Source organism: Enterococcus columbae DSM 7374 = ATCC 51263, from assembly GCF_000406925.1.
GTDB lineage: Bacteria > Bacillota > Bacilli > Lactobacillales > Enterococcaceae > Enterococcus_E > Enterococcus_E columbae.
Map to the genome: position 1 here is coordinate 55,157 of NZ_KE136352.1, position 18,396 is coordinate 73,552.

The following is an 18,396-nucleotide window of genomic DNA, read 5'->3' on the forward strand; positions in this document are numbered from 1 at the left end:
TTGGAGATGGTGCCTATGAGTGTAAAAACTTGGCAACGCATTTCTAAGAAAGGATATTGCAAAATGTCTGTTTATGAGGCACTAAGCTTAATGATTGCTTTTGCAACGTTAATCGTGCTAGTGAACAATAATAAAGACAATAAAAAATAGCCGTCTAATAACTTTGGCGAGTTAACGGCTATTCAATATAGTTATATCGCTAACCGTCTTCAAACGGTGCTAACCTTCTTCTATTTACAATATATCATGTTTAGAAAAGAGGTGCAAGCGATGCAATCAGAAAATAAACAAACCATCGCCAACCGTAAGTATAGAGAAAAGAACAGAGAAAAGACTAATCAACAAGCGTATAAGCGTTCAGGTAAGCTATTCATTTTAAATTATGCGACTGAAGAAGATTTACAACTATTTGAAAGCTACATCAAAGAAAGACGTGAACAACTCAATAGCTAATCAAAAATCCATAATCAGCCAAATGCTCAACAATCAATTAGTTACATTTACGTTATGCATTCGGCTTGCTTCTGTTTTATCCCCAACAATCCCTACCAATCATGCCGTACAAGATGACCTCCCATTCAATATCTTTAGCAAGCACCTGCTTTTAAGGATACTTAACGACTCTAGCTAATTCATTTAAACTATTCTATTCTAAATATCCCAAATTGCGTTATCCATTCTAAAGCAATTATGGTATGATATAAACTATGCATGATAGATATTTGTTTGGAGGGAAATAGATGCGTATAAAGAGTCTTTTCGCAACCTTTGTCGGTAAAAGCTCACAATGGTTTTTAAAGACCTTTTTAAAAGGTGGATCAAGCTTACCGGGAAAATTAGCGTTAAAAATCGATCCGAATATTTTAGATTATCTAGCGAAGGATTATCAAGTAGTTGTCGTAACGGGAACAAATGGTAAAACCCTAACAACAGCGCTGACTGTCAATATTTTACGCCAAGAATTTGATGAAGTATTAACCAATCCAACTGGTGCCAATATGGTGCAAGGGATTGTTTCAACCTTTCTTTCAGCTAAGCCTAAAAAAGGACAAAAGAAATTTGCAGTTTTAGAAATCGATGAGGCTTCATTAAGCAAGGTCACTGAATATATCAAACCTGAATTATTCGTCTTTACTAATATTTTTCGTGATCAAATGGACCGCTATGGTGAAATCTATACTACCTATCGCCTGATTGTCGAAGGGGCAGCTAAAGCTCCGCAAGCAACAATTTTAGCCAATGGGGATTCACCTATTTTCAATTCACTTGAAACGGTCAATCCTCGAAAATATTACGGATTCAATCATCAGGCAGATCAAGAGCAAATGGCGCATTACAATACAGATGGGGTATTATGTCCACATTGTCATCATATTCTACACTATAAGATGATTACTTATGCGAATTTAGGTAAGTACTATTGTCCAAATTGTGATTTTAAACGGCCAGCACTTGATTATCAGCTGACTGAGCTAACCAATGTGACGAATACTTCGGCACAATTTGTCATTGATGGGCAAAAGTATGAAATCGAAGTCGGTGGAATGTATAATATCTACAATGCCTTAGCCGCCAGTGCTGTAGCTGAGTATTATCAGGTGAGTCCAGAAAAAATCCGTGCCGGTTTAGCCTATGATGAAAAGGTCTTTGGTCGCCAAGAAGTCATCCAAATCAAAGATAAACGTTGCACACTTGTTCTAGTAAAAAATCCAGTTGGTCTCAATCAGGTAATCGATATGATTGGGCTAACTCCTGAGCCTTTTTCACTTGTCTGTCTTTTGAATGCGAATTATGCAGATGGTATTGATGTCAGCTGGATTTGGGATGGAAATCATGAAGCCTTTGCAACGATGGAGATTCCTCAAGTGATTGCTGGTGGCGAAAGACATCAGGATATGGCGCTGCGCTTAAAGGTAGCGGGTATTGCAGAGGAAAAACTAACGGAGGTCAAGGACTTAGATGAAGTAATTACTAAGATTGCTAGCCTACCAACCGAAAATGTCTATATCTTGGCAACCTATACAGCTGTTTTACAATTGCGCAAAAAACTTGCTGAAAAAGGCTATATCAAAGGGGGCATGGATCGTGGCTAATTATGAATTACATCTTTGTCATTTATACGGAAACCTGCTTAATACTTACGGCGATAATGGCAATCTATTAATGTTAAAATATGTCGCTAAAAAAATGGGTATCACGCTGACTACTGAAATTGTTAGTATTCATCAAGAATTTAAAGCGGACAAATTTGATTTGATTTTCTTTGGTGGGGGTCAAGATTTTGAACAAGTGATTGTCGCTGAAGATTTACCTAGCAAAAAGCACGAATTAATCAAATATATCGAAAATGATGGAGTCATGTTAGCTATTTGTGGGGGCTATCAATTGTTAGGCCATTACTATATCGGTGCACATGGCGAACAGATTAAAGGAATTAGTGCTTTAGACCACTATACGCTTAGTCAAGATAATCATCGCTTCATCGGTGATACTAAGATTTATAACGAAGAATTTGACGAAACCTATTACGGCTTTGAAAATCATAATGGAATGACCTTTTTAGGTGAAAACGAACGTCCTTTAGGAAAAGTGCTATTAGGAAATGGGAATAATGGGCAGGATCAAACAGAAGGCGTCATCTATCGAAACGTCTTTGGCAGTTACTTCCACGGGCCAATCCTAGCTAGAAATGAAATCTTAGCCAAGCGCTTAATCCTTACCGCCTTAAAGAATAAATATCCAAATGAAACCTTTGAATAAATAAACAATCCTTACTACCAACAAGTCTTATCTGCTGGTAGTAAGGATTATTTAGTGTAAGAAATAAGAAATCTTCTTTTACAACTGAATGCTGATAAATTCAAGCCTAAAACCTCAAACAGTATCGGATAAAGATAGTTATGAGCGCTCATTCTACGTAAGGATGAGTTAGTTTAGATGATTTTCTCTATTTTGAGATAATTTTTCATTCACTTTTTTTACTTCACGATTCGTAAATAACAGCAAAACTAACCAGATTAATACGTAAATAATGATAAAAACGATAAACACAATCAAATATTGTCGCCAATCAGTCACCTGATAAAACCAGTAGGCGATGAATAAAACTGTTCCTAAGGTCAAACCAAAATGAAACAGCTCAGCAATTAAAAAATTTAATCTCTCACTACGAAATAAACAGGAATATAAGCCAATGAGCCCACTAGCCAACATAACAACTACAAATTCGCTTCTTGAAATCTCTACCATTTCTCTAAAGCTTAGTTGAACTCCCAATAGAAAAAAGCTGCCAAACCCCATACCAATCAGAAAATGTTTGATGATTATATTTAATTTAGTCATTAGCCAAAATCCTTTGCTTCATATTTTGCCAGTATTTACGACTGACATGAATCATTTGATTATTTAATAATATTGCTGACATTGTCCCAGAAAAACTACTTTCTATCTTTTTTATTTTGTTAATATTTACTAAAGTATGACGACTCGTTCTTACAAATTGGTTAGTCGGCAATTTTGCTTCAATTGATTGTAATGTTTTTCTCACGCGCAAGCTAGTCGTATCAGTATAAATACTGGTGTAATCTCCCATCACTTCAATCCACAGTATTTCTACAAAAGGTAGCTTATAAATTTCTCCTTCTTTTTCGATAGTTAAAATCTTTTCATTTTGGGCATAGTCATTTAGATAGCAGAGCAATTGATCAACCTCTTCATCCTTAGAAGCCTTTTCTACCGTAATAGAAAGTTCCTTAATCTGAGTATTTTTTTTAAAGACAATACGCAAACAACCACCTCCATTATAGCTATACCATACATTATAGCTAAGACATCGTGACTTGGGCTATTTTTTTATTACATAAAGCTATGGCTAGCAAACAAAAAATCGTCGTTATCAACAGCACACTAATGTCCATCGTCGCCGTAGTAAGCTGTCCTTTAAAAAGATAACCAATCCCCAAATACGCTTTTAATTCTTGCGTTTTTTCATGAGGAAGCCAATGAATACTAGAAGAAATAAAGAGGCGACGAAAGCTAGATGAGACATAAGAAATAGGCAAAATTTTAATCATCGTTTGTGTAGCACCACTAAATGAGCCAATTGGTAAATAGGCAGTACACATAAAACCTGCTATCGCACCTAAAATATTACCAATTGTACGCAGCGTGCTTTCTGTCTTGATAAATAAACAAACAATTAGGTTAAAAGCAGTGGCATTCAATCCACTTAACACTATAAGTCCTAGCGTCTGCAAACAGCTTAGCAAGGAAATAGGGCTATTTGCCTGAAAGTAAAAATAACCCAAACAAAAAATAAATACCGTTAGCTGCATACAGCATGAAATAATCAACCCACTAAGAAAGTAACCCATCATTAACTGAGAAGCGTTGGTATCGGTAATAAGGAAATCCATCAATTTATTTTCGGCTTTATCTTTAACCAATTGACTTAAAGCAGTAAATGATGTAGTCAGACTGGTAGTAGCTAAAATTCCGCCTAACACCCAATAATCAGCAATCCTAGGGCCATCTGTTAAGCTAGCAAACTGAGTAACCATATTTTTTCGTAAAAATAAAAAATATAAACCAAATACAATTAAAGCACCCAATAATGAAAAAAAGACCGTTGCACTATTTGAAAAGTAGATTTTTAAGTTTCTTTTACATAAGGCTATCATGATGCATCACCTTGCCCGTAATTTTTAAAAACACTTCATTCATGCCTAGCGGTTGATAAGAAAAGTTATCAATGAAATCCTTTACTCGTTGTAATAACAGAATGACTTCATCTTTGTTTTTTAGATAAACCTCTATACTATTTGCTGAAATTTTCTTTGTTTGATAAGAGGCTAAACTCGTTTCTAGCAAGGTCATTTGCTTACTTTCTAATCGAACAAAGGGTTGGGCATATTTTTTCTTTAACTCATCAAGAGAGCCCTCTTCTACAATGCTTCCTTTTTCTAAAATATAGATATAATCAGCAAATTCCGCTTCTTCCAAATAATGTGTTGTTAAAAAAATAGCTAAACCATTTCGTTTAAGTTCGTTTAATAGTGCCCAGATTTCTTTTCTTGATTGTGGATCTAAACCAGTTGTCGGTTCATCCAAAAATAAGATAGCAGGTTGATTAATTAACGCCCTGGTAATATCAACCTTTCTTCGCATACCACCTGAAAGTTCACTATATTTCTTTTTAGCAAACAAATAGACTCCTGTTTTTTTCATCAGTGAAATAATTGCCTGTTTTTCAGTTTTTTGATACATTTGTCCTCTTAAAAACAAATTATCAAAGACGGTCAATTCATCATCTAAAACGCTATTTTGGAATACCACGCCCATCGCTATCGTCTTATTTTGATTGGCATATAGAATTTTTCCAGAGCTAGGCATTAAGGTTTTAGTAAGCATTTGAATCGTTGTTGATTTTCCAGCACCATTTGTCCCTAAATAACCAGTTAATTTACCTGCTGCAATTTTAATATTTAGTCGATTGACAGCTAGCTGTTGTCCGTATTTTTTTGATAGATTTTTTGTTTCGATTAAGTACATTGCACACTCACCTCGCTAAAATAATAACAAAAAAAGGACAGCAAAATAACCTTTTACGACAAGTGGTGAATATAATGCGTTAAGTGGTATGGTAAATGAAAAAGATGCCTTCGATTTTTGGTTTTTTTGGATGAAATATAGAGGATTTTCCCCCTATATTTGGTTTTGTATGATTATTTTTCCCTCATATTTCCTTACTCTAGTTACTAATTTTCTAAAATTGTGCGCAAGAAATACAAGTCCCATTTCCTTAAAAATTTTTATCTTTGAGGAAATAAATCAAGGGGTTAATAAATCATGTAGGCTTATATACTTTTTGTATTCATTACCCTCATTGCATTTAATATTGCGATTAATGCCACACCCATGTCAGCGAATACAGCTTCCCACATAGTTGCAACTCCCACCGCACCAAGTGCAAGGAATATGGCTTTAACCCCTAATGCAAACACAATGTTTTGCATCACAATTTTCCTAGTCCTTTTTGCTACTTTAATTGCAGTGACAATTTTTGATGGTTCATCCGTCATGATAACTATATCAGCTGCTTCAATTGCAGCATCAGACCCCAAGCCGCCCATTGCCATGCCAATATCAGCTCTCGCAAGTACTGGTGCATCATTGATACCATCTCCAACAAATACAATTTTCCCCTTATGAGATTTCTTAGCATCCAGATCCTCAATTTTTTCTACCTTGTCGGCCGGTAACAATTCAGTATACACCTTGTCAATTCCAAGTTGGGTTGCTGTTTTTTCCCCAGCTGCCTTCGAATCACCAGTAAGCATAACCGTATTTCTAACACCTAATGCCTTCAATCCTTTAATCGCATCAGCTGAATCTTCCTTCACTGCGTCAGAGATTACAATATTGCCTGCATATTTCTTGTCTACTGCAACATGTACTATTGTACCCAGAGTCTCAACTTCCTGATATTTAATGTTTTCTTTATTCATCAGTTTGCTATTTCCGGCAAGAATCTCTTTACCACCAACTTTAGCTAAAATCCCATGACCTGCAATTTCCTCATAGTCTTCAATTTTAGCGATATCGACATCTTTGTTATAGACTTTCAAAATGGATAGTGCAATTGGATGACTTGAGTGACTTTCAGCAAATGCTGCATATTCAATCAATTCCTCATTTGTAAAATCAATTTGAGAGTTGATATTCACAACTTCAAATACACCCTTTGTTAGCGTTCCCGTCTTATCGAAAACAACTGTTTCCACATTGTTCAACGCTTCAAGATAGTTACTGCCTTTTACTAATATACCTCTCTTCGATGCTCCACCAATCCCTCCGAAGAAGCTCAATGGTATTGAAATTACTAACGCACATGGACAAGATATAACTAAGAACACTAAGGCTCGATATATCCATGTAGAGAAAGTTGCACCCGGGATCACCAATGGAGGTATGATTGCTAAGGCTAATGCTCCAAAAACTACAATCGGAGTATAGGAACGCGCAAATTTTGTTATAAATTTTTCTGTAGGAGCTTTCTTACTGTTGGCATTCTGAACCAGATCCAAAATTTTAGATACAGTTGAATCACCAAAATCCTTTGTTACCTCTATTGTCAAAACGCCATTTTTATTAATGAATCCGCTCAATGCATCGTTTCCTGGCTCGAGTTCACGAGGAACAGATTCCCCTGTTAACGCTGCAGTGTCAACCATTGAGTTTCCTTCTATAACCTTGCCATCGAGGGGAACTTTTTCTCCTGGCTTAACAATAATGATGTCACCTATGTTTACCTCTTCAGGAGATACTTTCCTGATCTCATCGCCAACTTTAAGATTTGCATGGTCAGGACGTATATCCATCAAAGCACTTATTGATTTTCTGGAGTGACCTACAGCTATATCCTGAAACAATTCACCTACCAGATAGAACAGCATAACTGCTACACCTTCTGGATACTCTCCAACGAAGAAAGCACCAATGGTAGCAATACTCATTAGAAAATGCTCACTGAATACCTGTCCACGGGCAATACCTTTTATTGCTCTTAAGACAACCTCTCCACCAACTATAATATAACTAATAATAAATAAGGTAAGCTCAAGCCAATTTTGGAAATTAAAGATGATTCCCACGGCAAATATTGCTCCACCGACCACAAGTCTTATGATTTCTTTTTTGTTGACACCTTCTTCTTCCTCTTCATTATTTTCTTTTATGTTGGCCTTAGATGTATCTTTCTCAAAAACAATCTTTACATCCGGTTCGATTTTTTTTACAATGCCTTCAATCTTCTCATTTAATTCAGTACGGTTGACTTTCGGACTTATTTCCATTGTTAGTTTCTTTGAAACAAAATCTACTGCAGCAAACTCCACTCCTTCTAAACCGCTTATTTCTTTTTCCATTTTAGCTGCACAATTTGCACAATCTAATCCTTCTAAAATTATTTCCTTCTTTAACATCACTATCCCACCTTTACTTACTTTCTTCTGAAATATGAATTAATCCTTGGTCAAATATTTGCTTTACATGTTCATCTTCAAGGGAGTAGAATACAATCTTTCCTTCTCTTCTGCTCTTTACTAGTTCAGCCTGCTTTAAGACTCTTAGCTGATGAGAAATTGCTGATTGGGTCATATTCAATAAGAATGCAATATCGCAAACGCACATCTCGGCTTCATCTAACGCCCAGAGTATCTTAATTCTTGTTGAATCCCCAAAGACCTTAAATAGCTCCGCAAGATCATATAAGGTTTCTTCTTGAGGCATTTTTTCTCGAACTTGGTTAACAGTATCCTCATGTATAACATCACAGTCACATCTTTCAGTTGGTTGAATTTTCCTTGCCATATTATCACCTCTGATATTATTTCAATTACATACTTGAACAGTTGTTCATATGTTAATTTTACTACTGCGATAAAAAGAAGTCAATAGATACTTGAACAGTTATTCAAGTGAACGAGCAATGTATTTTTTATTTATACTTGATGAGGGGTTTAACGATTAAAACACCGCCAGATAAAGGATAAAAAAAGATATCTAGCATCGTTCTCTTGTTTGAGTAACCACACTAAATATCTTAATCAAAGCTTTGCTACACCTACATAGCTAATAAACGTTCAATATCAACCTGCTGATAATCACTGACAATTTCATCGGCTGCTGATAAATCCTGCTTAGGATAGTCTGGATTAGCAAAGCCAATCGTATACATCCCCGCATTTTTCGCTGCACGACTGCCGTTTTTCGTATCCTCAAAAACGATACATTCGCTTGGCTTGCGATGAATTCGCTTAGCGGCCTCTAAAAACACGTCTGGAGCCGGCTTGCCATGTTCGACTTCATCAGCACTGACATAGGCACTAAAGCAATCAATAATCCCTAGCTCTGTCAAATATTGCTCAATCTCATTTTTAGGAGAAGCCGAGGCTACCGCTAATTTAAAATTAGCTTGGTGTAACGCTCGAACCAGCTCTACTGCACCTTTGATTGCTCGAACCCCTGTTTCTTGGAAAATTGCTTTTCGGCGTTGATTCATCTCTAGAATATATTCATCAACCGATTTAGGTAAATCAAATTCTGCTTTCATCTGCTCCCACATATAAGTAAAAGTGGTGCCCATAAATTGATAATGATAGCTCGTTGCTACCGGATGTCCTGCTTCTTTTAGCATATCTGACTTACTTTTAAAAAAGGTATATTCAGAATCCACCAATACACCATCCATATCAAAAATTACTGTTTGCATCTAATTCAAACCCTTCAAATTTTCAGACTTATACTTATTATACCAATCTAGCTGAAATTGTTCTACTGCTTGCAAAATTAATGGTGAATTAAGGCTAGTCAACAAGATGTCTGGCGCTACTGTTACAGCATGACTACCTGCTTGCAGGGCTTCATTAACTTGTAAACTATTTTTGAAGCTAGCTGCTAAAAGCTTACTATTAAAGTGTTCATTACTGATTTTATTAGCTAAATGCTCAATAACCTTAGTCGCTTGAATGCCTTGATTTTCCATTCGATTATAATAAGGAGCAAGGTAATCCGCTCCTACATTCAGCGCCAAATAGCCTTGCATTTCACTATAGATGGCAGTAGCAGTAACCTTAAAGTCTTGTTGCTTCAAAATCTTCATGGCACCTAAGCCCTCTAGTGTAGTCGGCACTTTAATGTAAACTGATTTAGACAGATTATTAGCGATAACCTGCGCATCTTCAATCATTTCGGTTGCAGTTGTTCCTACCACTTGAACGTGTAGACTGGCATCTGGTAATAGCTGAGCGATTGTCTTTAATTGTTCAAAAGGATGGTCGTCTCCTTCTTTTTTTAAAATCGTTGGATTCGTTGTAACTCCTGCAATATTTAATGCCCGTTGTAAAAGCTGAATTGTTTCAATTTTAGCTGTATCTAACATGATTTCCATCAAATTTCGACTCCTTTATCTAATAGTTAATCAATGAAGAATTAGAGTCTCCTTCATTTAAAAAAGATGGCAAAGTTGAACCCTGCCATCTTTTTTATTATTCAATCGTAACTTGTGTTCCTACTTGCAAATTAGGCATCGGTTTATCTTCTACATATAGTGTACCTGGTAGCTCAGCTTGTGTTGCACCATCAAATTTAATCGTAATATGACCAAGCTGATCTAAATTTTTACGAACAACATCACCCACTGCCGTAATCTTATACGCTTGACCATCAAAGACGACATGCATGTCTTTTTGAATAGCAGCTTGTGTCGTATTCACTTCAATGTTATAGCAATATTCAGCTAATGCTTCTGGTGCCTCCTTACCAAATAGAATCATCATTTTTTCTTCTTTGAATAATTCAGCTTCATTTCCGATGCCGATGACGTTTGTCTTAAAAATAACCATTTTACATACACTCCTACTTCTTTTGACTTTTTGTATTGTTAACTATATAAACCAAAGCTTGCTAACCAAGCAACGAATACACGTGGAACACCATTTAAAAATCTTGAATATAAAACAGATGGTACCCCTACTTCAACTGTTTTCGCTTCGGCTTCTTCTAAACCAAGACCTACTGGAATGAAATCACAAGCGTTTTGGGTATTAATGGCAAATAGTGCTGGTAAAGCTAATTGTGGTGGAATATGCCCTTTACCGATTTCTACCCCAATTAAAGTACCAATCACCTGACTAATAACCGCTCCAGGTCCTAATAACGGAGAAAGAAATGGCAACGAACAAATAAAACCAATCAGCATTAAACCGATAACATTTCCTGCTAACGGAGACATAATTTTCGCAAACAATTCTCCAACCCCAGATCCTTGAATAATCCCAATTAACAATGAAACGAAGGCCATAAACGGAATAACCGTGTTAATCATGGTTTGGACACCTTCACGAGCAGCTTGGTTGAAGGTAGCTACGACTTTACCAGCTCCCATACCTATTTTAGCAATAAAGCTTTGTTGTGCTCTTTGTTCGGTTAATTTGCGACTGGTATCATACTTAGGTTGTTCCTTAGCAGCTTCAGTTGAGACCTTCGCTGGTGTAGCTGTTTGATCAGTTGGTTGAATTTGATCAATGCCAACCGCTGATACATAAATTTCCTCAGTTATATATTGAGCCAATGGACCACTTTTACCAGTCGGCACGATATTGATTGTCGGAATGCCTTTTTTAGGATAAATTCCACAGCGGAGCGTTCCTCCACAATCAACAATCGCTAAAGCAATTTCTTCATCAGGAATAGATGTTTTAAACCCATTCACTGCTTCCATACCTGTTAATTCTACAATTTTATCAACAATTGCTGGCTTTTCTCCTCCACCTGTAATATAGATGAATTTGTGTTTTTCTGGAGTTGGTGTAATGGTCAATGGTCCACCAAACCCACCATTCCCTTTGTGTACAATAATGCTTTTATATTCAGTCATGATTATTTCCTCCTATTATGCGTGAACGTTTACCTTTTTACTTAGTTCAACACCCTGTTGCTTACATACATAAGCGGTAGTAAAGTCAGTCACCCAACCACCAATGAAATTCATCAAAATCCCTACTAACATATAACGAATCGCTAACTCCATTGAATTAAGGCCCAGCTTGGTAATTCCTTGCGCGATCCCTAACCAAACAAATAATTCACCCGGATTAATATGTGGAAATACCCCATTACTTGTATGACAAAATTGAGCTTGTGCTGCATAATAGCTTGGTTTATAAAATTCAGGCAAGAAACGAGCCATGGTAAATGACATCGGATTTCCCAACATAAAAGCTGATAAAAATGGTAAAACTAAATAACGAGTAAATGGATTTTTAGCTGAAACTCTGGCGATTTTAGTCACACGCTCTTCACCTAGAAAAGCAATCAACGTATTCATCGCAACCATCAAAAGCAATACTACTGGTACGATGCTAGTCATCCAGCTAATAAATGTTTGGGCACCGGTTTGAAACAAGCCCATAAAACCCTCAGCAAATTTTGTAATATAATGCATTTGTTAACACTCCTTCTTTAATTTCATTTGTAATTTCGTTTTCCAAAGATTTAGCTGTAAAGCTGCACCTGTAAGTGGGCTAACAGCTGGTTGTTCTTGATAATTCCCCGCTTGCACTCGAACATAGATTTCTCGCGCATTTAAAATAGCCTCTTGGAGCAATCGATTACACTGTCTAAACTTAGGATGATACTTATCTAAATAATGAATATCTTCACCGATAAATTGATCCATAGCTTTAAATCTAGCTAAAATTGTAACCCCTTGCATTTTTTGACAGTCAAGGATGACACCTTGATCATCTACCGCAAACATCACAATCGTCCCTGCCTTGACTTTACCTGATCTACGGCCAATAGCTACTTTACCTTTTTGACGCATGCTTTGATAGACCTTAGTAAAATGTTTAATTTGTTTTAAAGTAAGGAGTACCTGTAATACATAGGCTCCTAACATGAATAAACCTAAAATGATAAAAAAGTTCATCAGAATAACTCCTTTCTATCAATAAACTGCCACATACTCTGTTCATCTTGAATCTGTTCAAGTTGTTGCATTTTTTCTGCATCACTAACCAATTCAAAAATTTTACCATAAACCTTCATCAGTTCATCTTCAGCTACTTTTGTTAACTCTTTAGGAATCGCTAACAAAGTAATCAAGTCAATTTCTCCTTGTGCTGTTTGGATCGCCTCTTTAGGAATCCCAACGATTAATTGAACTCTTTGACTGCTGCTATTTAATGTATGTGGAAAAGCAATTTTTTGTTCATAAATGGTACTGCTTTTCTTTTCACGTTCTAGCAAATGGACATAAAAGTCAGCATCTAAAATTCCTTGTAAGACATAGGGTTGGACCAAGCTTGCAAGTATTTGCTCATAAGAAGCTTTTGAATCAATTAAATGATAATGAATATCTACATAATGATAGCTTTGACTTCTTAATTTGGTCGCTTGTTGCCAGGCATTTCTTAACCATTCATCATTGAAAAGCTGCGTAATACGAATGACCGGTGTGGACGCATCAATATTTTTTAAAGGAATCGTCGTAAATACTGCGAAATAATCATTTAAATTAATATGATCATATTCTTTTTCTGAATATTGCGTAATTTCAATATCTGAGCCGATAATCTGTTCAATCTGCGCACGAATCATCCCCGCTGTCCCTTTACCTGTACTACAAACAATAGCAATTGATTTCACTTTTTTTGAATGATCTTTTTGTAAGAAAAGCTCATAATAAAAGGTCAAATAATTCACTTCTACACTCCGATAAGGTCGTTTCAAAATTTGAGCAATCTCCGTAATACTTACTTTAGCTAGTTCATATGCAAAGGGATATTTCTTTTCAATTTGTTCACTAAACAAGTCATTTAATTCGATATGATAATACAAACGTAATAATAAATTGAGTAAATGATTTTTTATTTCAGCAAATAAAGCCTGTTCATCCACATCCCAATAAATCGCTTTACGTGTTTTATTAATCATTTGCATAAAAATTGACTGTAAATAATCATAATCGACAATTTTTATCGTTTTCTGATGTGAAATAATAATTGGGAATAAAATAAATTCCTGTTCTGTTCGACTTAAAGTAAGCTGATAACTTTCTTCAATTTCAAAAAGTAAATCCTCTAATTCAGCAGTTAATTGAACACTTTGAATAAAAGGAGGCGCACCCATATCAATCTGTTTACGTTGTTTCAATCGCATCATCGCAGTATGAATCGTCAATTTTAATAAATTCTCTGATAAATAATCCAATTGATATTCATCAATTATATTTTGAACCTTAGCTTGCACAGAAGCTTTTAAAGTCGTAATTGGAAAATACGGGACTACTTGCTGCATATAAAATAAGCGTTGGCTTAGTTCCTCACCTTTTAGAAGAATCCCTTTATTCGGTGTCCCTTGAATGACTAATTGATAGTCCGCTAAAAATTCTTTGGCTTGCTTGATATCCTTAGATAAGGTTCCTCGACTCACACCAATTTCTTCAGCTAAATCATCGATATATAGATAATCACCCGTCTCTATCAACCGTTTAACAATATAAGCTAAACGCCGACTAGAAGAATTATAATCTGATTCTTTTTTTAATCTACCATGAAGGATCTCTTGAAATTCTTCATATTGGTAAATTATTAGACTATATATCTTATCATTTAAAGTTATTTGCGCAATTGGCAGCAACTCTTGATTTAACGTATCAATACTACTTTTAATTGTTTGCGGGCTAAGCTTTAATTTTTCCTTCAATTCATCAATGCTTAACCGCTGATTAAAGTATAATAGTTGGAGAATTTCATACCATCGATTTACTAATGTCACCAATTACTCCCCCTAAACTTATCCTCTTGTTTTACCTCCAGCTACATTAGTGGTTACACCTGTGATGTAACTAGAACGATCAGATAAATAATAACAAACTAAATCTGCTACTTCGCTTAACTTTCCGCTACGACCTAGTGGAATCGTGCTAGTTTTAGCATAACCAGCTCGTAAAGTTTCTACTGTGATATCTCTAGTATAAGCCAATGCTTCTTCATAAGCTAGTGTACGTAAACCAGTTTCTTCCATAATCCCTGGTGCTATACCGACTACTCTAACACCAGATTTACCCAATTCTTTTGCCCATGAACGAGTAAAACTGTAAACGGCTGCCTTTGTCGCTGCATAACAACTTTGACCTTCAGAACCTTCTAAGCCAGCCTCGGATGCCATATTAATAATTACCCCTTGATGTTTTTCTACTAAAATACGGCCGACAGCTTGACTCATCAAATATAACCCTTTTTGATTAATTGCAATCATCTTATCGAAAATTTCATCAGACAATTCATACTGACTATGTGCTTCTTTACGATCAACTAATAAACGCGGAATATTAATCCCTGCATTATTCACTAAGCCATCAACTGTACCAAAACGCTCAACTACCTTAGCAACACCCTCTTCTACAGCTTGACGATTGGACACATCAACTGAAACAAACAAAAGATTTTCATGCGTTAAATCATTATTTTTAATATCAAAATTAGCCACCTGCACACCTTGCGCTAACAATGCCTCAACAATACTTTGACCAATACCTGACGAACCACCTGTTACAATTACTGTCTTTCCTGCAATACCTAACCAATCTGTCATTACACTCTCTCCCTTATTCAGAGGCTATGAGACAAGCGTTCTGGTTTGAGCAATAAGTCGCAGCAGGCGACAAAAGTGCATATATTTTAACACTTTTTCGACTGCAAGCTTATTGCCGAAAACCAGCTTGGCTCATGCCGTTTATTCAGAGGCTATGTGTTGAGCGCTTTGATACGAGTAAATAAGTTCCAAGTGGATGGAAAAATCCTCCATATTTTAAGATTTTTTCAGCAACTTGGCTTATTTACCGAGTATCAGCTCAATCACATGCCGTTTTTAGAGGCTATGAGACAAGCGTTCTGGTTTGAGCAATAAGTCGAAGTAGGCGATAAAAGTGCGTAAGTTTTAACACTTTTTCGACTACAAGCTTATTGCCGAAAACCAGCTTGGCTCATGCCGTTTACTTCAGAGGCTATCAAGCGAGCGGGTTGCTATGAGTAAATAAGTCTAACTAGACACAAAAAGTGCACAACTTTTAACACTTTTTGGGGATAGTTACTTATTTACCGAATAGCAGCTCGATTGATGCCATTTATTCAGAGGCTACCAGACCTGCGCTTTATCTTTCTTCCTCTTAAAAATAAAAATGCGATGAAATTTTTGATTAGCACTAATCATTAATTACAAGTAAATAATAAAGCGTTTTCTAAACCAAATTAAGTCAGCCTTTTTTCCGACTCTGAAAAAAAGGGGATACAAATTCCATCCATCTGAAAAATGATTCATCTCTCACAAGCTCTACGCAATCGTTTCCCTTGTTTACGCAACAACAAACAGCTAATTTATAGCTAGTTTTCATTTCAAAATCATTCTTTTTATTTTTTTCTAGTTTTGACTTGACTAACGCAACCGTTTGCGTTTAAAATATAGATGACTTAATTCAATTGGAGGATAAAAATATGAAACAAATTATGCGTTTATTCGATGTGGATCCATGGAAAGTAAGAACAACTCAATTAGATCGTACACATCGTCGTTTACAAGAATCATTAACTAGTATCGGAAATGGCTACATGGGCATGCGCGGAAACTTTGAAGAAACCTATAGCGCTGATCATCATCAAGGAACTTATTTAGCTGGTGTTTGGTTCCCTGACAAAACTCGTGTGGGTTGGTGGAAAAATGGCTATCCTGAATATTTTGGAAAAGTCATCAATGCGGTGAATTTCTTGGCAATGGAAATTTTAATTAATGGAACTGTTTTAGATTTAGCAACCATTGATCCAAAAGATTTTGTTTTAGAGCTAGATATGCAAAACGGTCTGTTAACTCGTTCGTTTGTAGTCGAATTAGCTGATTGCACCGTTGCTTTTCGTTTTGAACGTTTCTTGAGTATTGTCAAAAAGGAATTAGCCTTTATTCAAGTAAAAGCTACTGTTTTAAAAGGTCAGGCAACCATTCAAATCAACTCAATGTTAGACAATAACGTGACGAATGAAGACAGTAACTATGACGAACATTTCTGGCAAGCAGTTGCACAAGGGGAAAGTGATGATTTAAGCTATGTTACTGCGCAAACGATCGCTAATCCGTTTGGTGTTCCTCAGTTTACAGTAACTGCGGCAATGAAACACAATTTTGAAAGTGATGCTTTATTAGAAATGCCCTTAATGGTCGCTAATCAATTTAGCTTTGATCTAAAAGCCGGCGAAGGGGTGACTTTTGAAAAAGAAGTATTAATTGTTACCAGTCGTGATGTAGAATCAGCTGAGCAATTAGATTATGTCACAAAGCTATTTGCTGAATATGGAAGTGACTATGCTGCCTTAAAAGAAGAGCATGCTAAAGCTTGGCAAAAACGTTGGGAATTAGCCGATGTCGTAATTAATGGTGACGAAGCTGCTCAACAAGGAATTCGTTTTAACCTATTCCAATTATTCTCTACTTACTATGGTGAAGATGAACGCTTAAACATCGGTCCAAAAGGCTTTACTGGTGAAAAATATGGTGGGGCAACTTATTGGGATACAGAAGCTTATGCCGTACCATTATACTTATCTTTAGCTGATCCAAGCGTGACACGTAGCTTATTGAAATATCGTCATAATCAATTACCACAAGCTTATCACAATGCTCGCCAACAAGGGCTAGCGGGCGCCTTATATCCAATGGTAACCTTTACCGGTGTGGAATGTCATAACGAATGGGAAATCACTTTTGAAGAAATTCATCGGAATGGTGCGATTGCTTATGCGATTTACAATTATACCAACTATACTGGTGACACGACTTATCTGGCAAAAGAAGGTTTAGAAGTATTAACAGGAATTGCACGCTTCTGGGCTGATCGTGTGCATTATTCTAAACGCAAAGATAAATACATGATTCATGGGGTAACTGGACCAAATGAATATGAAAATAATATCAACAACAACTGGTATACCAACTATATCGCTCGTTGGGTCTTACAATACACGCTTGAAAGCTATCGTAAATTCGCCGATCAAGCGATTATTGAAATTACACCTGAAGAACAAGCAAAATGGGAAGAAATCATTGAAAAAATGTACTTCCCTTACGATGAAGAATTAGGTGTCTTTGTTCAACATGATACTTTCTTAGACAAAGATTTACGTCCAGTCGCTAGCTTAGAGCCATCAGATTTACCATTAAACCAAAACTGGTCATGGGATAAGATTTTACGTTCCTGCTTTATTAAACAAGCGGATGTTTTACAAGGCATTTACTTCTTCGGCAATCAATTTACATTGGATGAAAAACGGAAAAACTTTGATTTCTATGAACCAATGACTGTACATGAATCTTCTCTATCCGCATGTATTCATGCAATCTTGGCCGCTGAGCTAGGAATGGAAGAAAAAGCAGTTGAAATGTATGAACGCACCGCCCGTCTTGACCTTGATAACTACAACAATGATACTGAAGACGGCTTGCATATCACTTCAATGACTGGTAGCTGGTTAGGGATTGTACAAGGCTTTGCCCAAATGAAGACAGCAAACGAAACCCTAAGCTTTGCGCCATTTGTACCAAAAGCTTGGCAAGACTATGCTTTCCATATCAATTATCGTGGTCGTCTATTAGCTATCAAGGTCGATCAACAATTTGTCACTGTGAAAAAATTAAGCGGTGAAGCCATTACGATTCAGTTGTATCATCAACCATATGAATTAACGGATGAAATCAAAATCGCCTTAGCTTAATTTACACCTTTTAGATTATAGCCAAAGAAGTGTCGCGCTTCTTTAGCTATAATCTTTTTCTTATTCTATCTAC

19 protein-coding genes are annotated in these 18,396 nt (G+C 36.2%); 5 read left to right on the forward strand and 14 right to left on the reverse strand.

Annotated features, from left to right (window positions below):
• The first annotated feature begins 15 nt into the window (after positions 1-15).
• The 4 genes from RK02_RS12480 (at position 16) to RK02_RS11550 (ending at position 2,760) form a co-directional block, all read left to right on the forward strand.
• Positions 16-150 carry a putative holin-like toxin gene (locus RK02_RS12480; RefSeq protein ID WP_016184410.1) on the forward strand — a complete coding sequence of 45 codons (135 nt, stop codon included), beginning with the start codon at positions 16-18 and terminating at the stop codon, positions 148-150.
• 120 nt (positions 151-270) lie between these two features.
• On the forward strand, positions 271-453 hold the full coding sequence (locus RK02_RS11540; RefSeq protein ID WP_016184411.1) for a hypothetical protein: 183 nt from the start codon (positions 271-273) through the stop codon (positions 451-453).
• Between the two features lie 287 nt (positions 454-740).
• Positions 741-2,093 (forward strand): Mur ligase family protein, encoded by a 1,353-nt coding sequence (locus RK02_RS11545; RefSeq protein ID WP_016184412.1) that lies wholly within the window; start codon positions 741-743, stop codon positions 2,091-2,093.
• Positions 2,086-2,760: a type 1 glutamine amidotransferase gene (locus RK02_RS11550; protein WP_016184413.1), complete on the forward strand. Its 675-nt coding sequence runs from the start codon at positions 2,086-2,088 to the stop codon at positions 2,758-2,760. The genes RK02_RS11545 and RK02_RS11550 overlap by 8 nt, the downstream gene beginning before the upstream one ends.
• A 168-nt stretch (positions 2,761-2,928) precedes the next feature.
• Here RK02_RS11550 and RK02_RS11555 read toward each other — a convergent pair whose 3' ends face one another.
• From RK02_RS11555 to RK02_RS11620, 14 genes are all read right to left on the reverse strand, one after another.
• The gene (locus RK02_RS11555; RefSeq protein WP_016184414.1) at positions 2,929-3,342 is read right to left on the reverse strand and encodes a DUF3021 domain-containing protein; all 414 of its coding nucleotides are present in this window, start codon (positions 3,340-3,342) and stop codon (positions 2,929-2,931) included.
• The gene (locus RK02_RS11560) at positions 3,335-3,787 is read right to left on the reverse strand and encodes a LytTR family DNA-binding domain-containing protein (RefSeq protein WP_016184415.1); all 453 of its coding nucleotides are present in this window, start codon (positions 3,785-3,787) and stop codon (positions 3,335-3,337) included. Before RK02_RS11560 ends, RK02_RS11555 begins: the two co-directional genes overlap by 8 nt.
• A gap of 37 nt (positions 3,788-3,824) precedes the next feature.
• Complete coding sequence (locus RK02_RS11565) at positions 3,825-4,679, reverse strand: ABC transporter permease (protein ID WP_016184416.1); 855 nt, start codon at positions 4,677-4,679, stop codon at positions 3,825-3,827.
• Entirely contained in the window at positions 4,663-5,550 is an 888-nt protein-coding gene (locus tag RK02_RS11570; RefSeq protein ID WP_016184417.1) for an ABC transporter ATP-binding protein, read from the reverse strand. The genes RK02_RS11565 and RK02_RS11570 overlap by 17 nt, the downstream gene beginning before the upstream one ends.
• A 305-nt stretch (positions 5,551-5,855) precedes the next feature.
• Entirely contained in the window at positions 5,856-7,982 is a 2,127-nt protein-coding gene (locus RK02_RS11575; protein WP_016184418.1) for a heavy metal translocating P-type ATPase, read from the reverse strand.
• 13 nt (positions 7,983-7,995) lie between these two features.
• Positions 7,996-8,370: an ArsR/SmtB family transcription factor gene (locus RK02_RS11580; protein ID WP_016184419.1), complete on the reverse strand. Its 375-nt coding sequence runs from the start codon at positions 8,368-8,370 to the stop codon at positions 7,996-7,998.
• Between the two features lie 253 nt (positions 8,371-8,623).
• Positions 8,624-9,271: an HAD family hydrolase gene (locus RK02_RS12280; RefSeq protein WP_016184420.1), complete on the reverse strand. Its 648-nt coding sequence runs from the start codon at positions 9,269-9,271 to the stop codon at positions 8,624-8,626.
• The gene (locus RK02_RS12285; RefSeq protein WP_016184421.1) at positions 9,272-9,949 is read right to left on the reverse strand and encodes a fructose-6-phosphate aldolase; all 678 of its coding nucleotides are present in this window, start codon (positions 9,947-9,949) and stop codon (positions 9,272-9,274) included. It abuts the gene before it with no gap.
• A gap of 97 nt (positions 9,950-10,046) precedes the next feature.
• Positions 10,047-10,403 (reverse strand): PTS glucitol/sorbitol transporter subunit IIA, encoded by a 357-nt coding sequence (locus RK02_RS11595; RefSeq protein ID WP_016184422.1) that lies wholly within the window; start codon positions 10,401-10,403, stop codon positions 10,047-10,049.
• A 38-nt stretch (positions 10,404-10,441) separates the two neighbouring features.
• Positions 10,442-11,437 (reverse strand): PTS glucitol/sorbitol transporter subunit IIB, encoded by a 996-nt coding sequence (gene srlE, locus RK02_RS11600; protein WP_016184423.1) that lies wholly within the window; start codon positions 11,435-11,437, stop codon positions 10,442-10,444.
• A 15-nt stretch (positions 11,438-11,452) separates the two neighbouring features.
• Complete coding sequence (gene srlA / locus RK02_RS11605) at positions 11,453-12,004, reverse strand: PTS glucitol/sorbitol transporter subunit IIC (RefSeq protein ID WP_016184424.1); 552 nt, start codon at positions 12,002-12,004, stop codon at positions 11,453-11,455.
• Between the two features lie 3 nt (positions 12,005-12,007).
• Positions 12,008-12,490 (reverse strand): transcriptional regulator GutM, encoded by a 483-nt coding sequence (locus RK02_RS11610; protein ID WP_016184425.1) that lies wholly within the window; start codon positions 12,488-12,490, stop codon positions 12,008-12,010.
• Complete coding sequence (locus RK02_RS11615; RefSeq protein WP_016184426.1) at positions 12,490-14,340, reverse strand: BglG family transcription antiterminator; 1,851 nt, start codon at positions 14,338-14,340, stop codon at positions 12,490-12,492. The genes RK02_RS11610 and RK02_RS11615 overlap by 1 nt, the downstream gene beginning before the upstream one ends.
• Before the next feature lie 18 nt (positions 14,341-14,358).
• On the reverse strand, positions 14,359-15,159 hold the full coding sequence (locus RK02_RS11620; protein WP_016184427.1) for an SDR family oxidoreductase: 801 nt from the start codon (positions 15,157-15,159) through the stop codon (positions 14,359-14,361).
• An 899-nt stretch (positions 15,160-16,058) separates the two neighbouring features.
• Here RK02_RS11620 and RK02_RS11625 point away from each other — a divergent pair.
• Entirely contained in the window at positions 16,059-18,323 is a 2,265-nt protein-coding gene (locus RK02_RS11625) for a glycoside hydrolase family 65 protein (protein ID WP_016184428.1), read from the forward strand.
• Positions 18,324-18,396: the final 73 nt, after the last annotated feature.

Excerpts from the sequence above, each read along its gene's own strand:
- RK02_RS12480 (WP_016184410.1), top strand. The coding sequence starts at position 16 with ATGAGTGTAAAAACTTGGCAACGCATTTCTAAGAAAGGATATTGCAAA.
- RK02_RS11540 (WP_016184411.1), top strand. The coding sequence starts at position 271 with ATGCAATCAGAAAATAAACAAACCATCGCCAACCGTAAGTATAGAGAA.
- RK02_RS11545 (WP_016184412.1), top strand. The coding sequence starts at position 741 with ATGCGTATAAAGAGTCTTTTCGCAACCTTTGTCGGTAAAAGCTCACAA.
- RK02_RS11555 (WP_016184414.1), bottom strand. The coding sequence starts at position 3,342 with ATGACTAAATTAAATATAATCATCAAACATTTTCTGATTGGTATGGGG.
- RK02_RS11565 (WP_016184416.1), bottom strand. The coding sequence starts at position 4,679 with ATGATAGCCTTATGTAAAAGAAACTTAAAAATCTACTTTTCAAATAGT.
- RK02_RS11570 (WP_016184417.1), bottom strand. The coding sequence starts at position 5,550 with ATGTACTTAATCGAAACAAAAAATCTATCAAAAAAATACGGACAACAG.
- RK02_RS11575 (WP_016184418.1), bottom strand. The coding sequence starts at position 7,982 with ATGTTAAAGAAGGAAATAATTTTAGAAGGATTAGATTGTGCAAATTGT.
- RK02_RS11580 (WP_016184419.1), bottom strand. The coding sequence starts at position 8,370 with ATGGCAAGGAAAATTCAACCAACTGAAAGATGTGACTGTGATGTTATA.
- RK02_RS12280 (WP_016184420.1), bottom strand. The coding sequence starts at position 9,271 with ATGCAAACAGTAATTTTTGATATGGATGGTGTATTGGTGGATTCTGAA.
- RK02_RS12285 (WP_016184421.1), bottom strand. The coding sequence starts at position 9,949 with ATGGAAATCATGTTAGATACAGCTAAAATTGAAACAATTCAGCTTTTA.
- RK02_RS11595 (WP_016184422.1), bottom strand. The coding sequence starts at position 10,403 with ATGGTTATTTTTAAGACAAACGTCATCGGCATCGGAAATGAAGCTGAA.
- srlE (WP_016184423.1), bottom strand. The coding sequence starts at position 11,437 with ATGACTGAATATAAAAGCATTATTGTACACAAAGGGAATGGTGGGTTT.
- srlA (WP_016184424.1), bottom strand. The coding sequence starts at position 12,004 with ATGCATTATATTACAAAATTTGCTGAGGGTTTTATGGGCTTGTTTCAA.
- RK02_RS11610 (WP_016184425.1), bottom strand. The coding sequence starts at position 12,490 with ATGAACTTTTTTATCATTTTAGGTTTATTCATGTTAGGAGCCTATGTA.
- RK02_RS11620 (WP_016184427.1), bottom strand. The coding sequence starts at position 15,159 with ATGACAGATTGGTTAGGTATTGCAGGAAAGACAGTAATTGTAACAGGT.
- RK02_RS11625 (WP_016184428.1), top strand. The coding sequence starts at position 16,059 with ATGAAACAAATTATGCGTTTATTCGATGTGGATCCATGGAAAGTAAGA.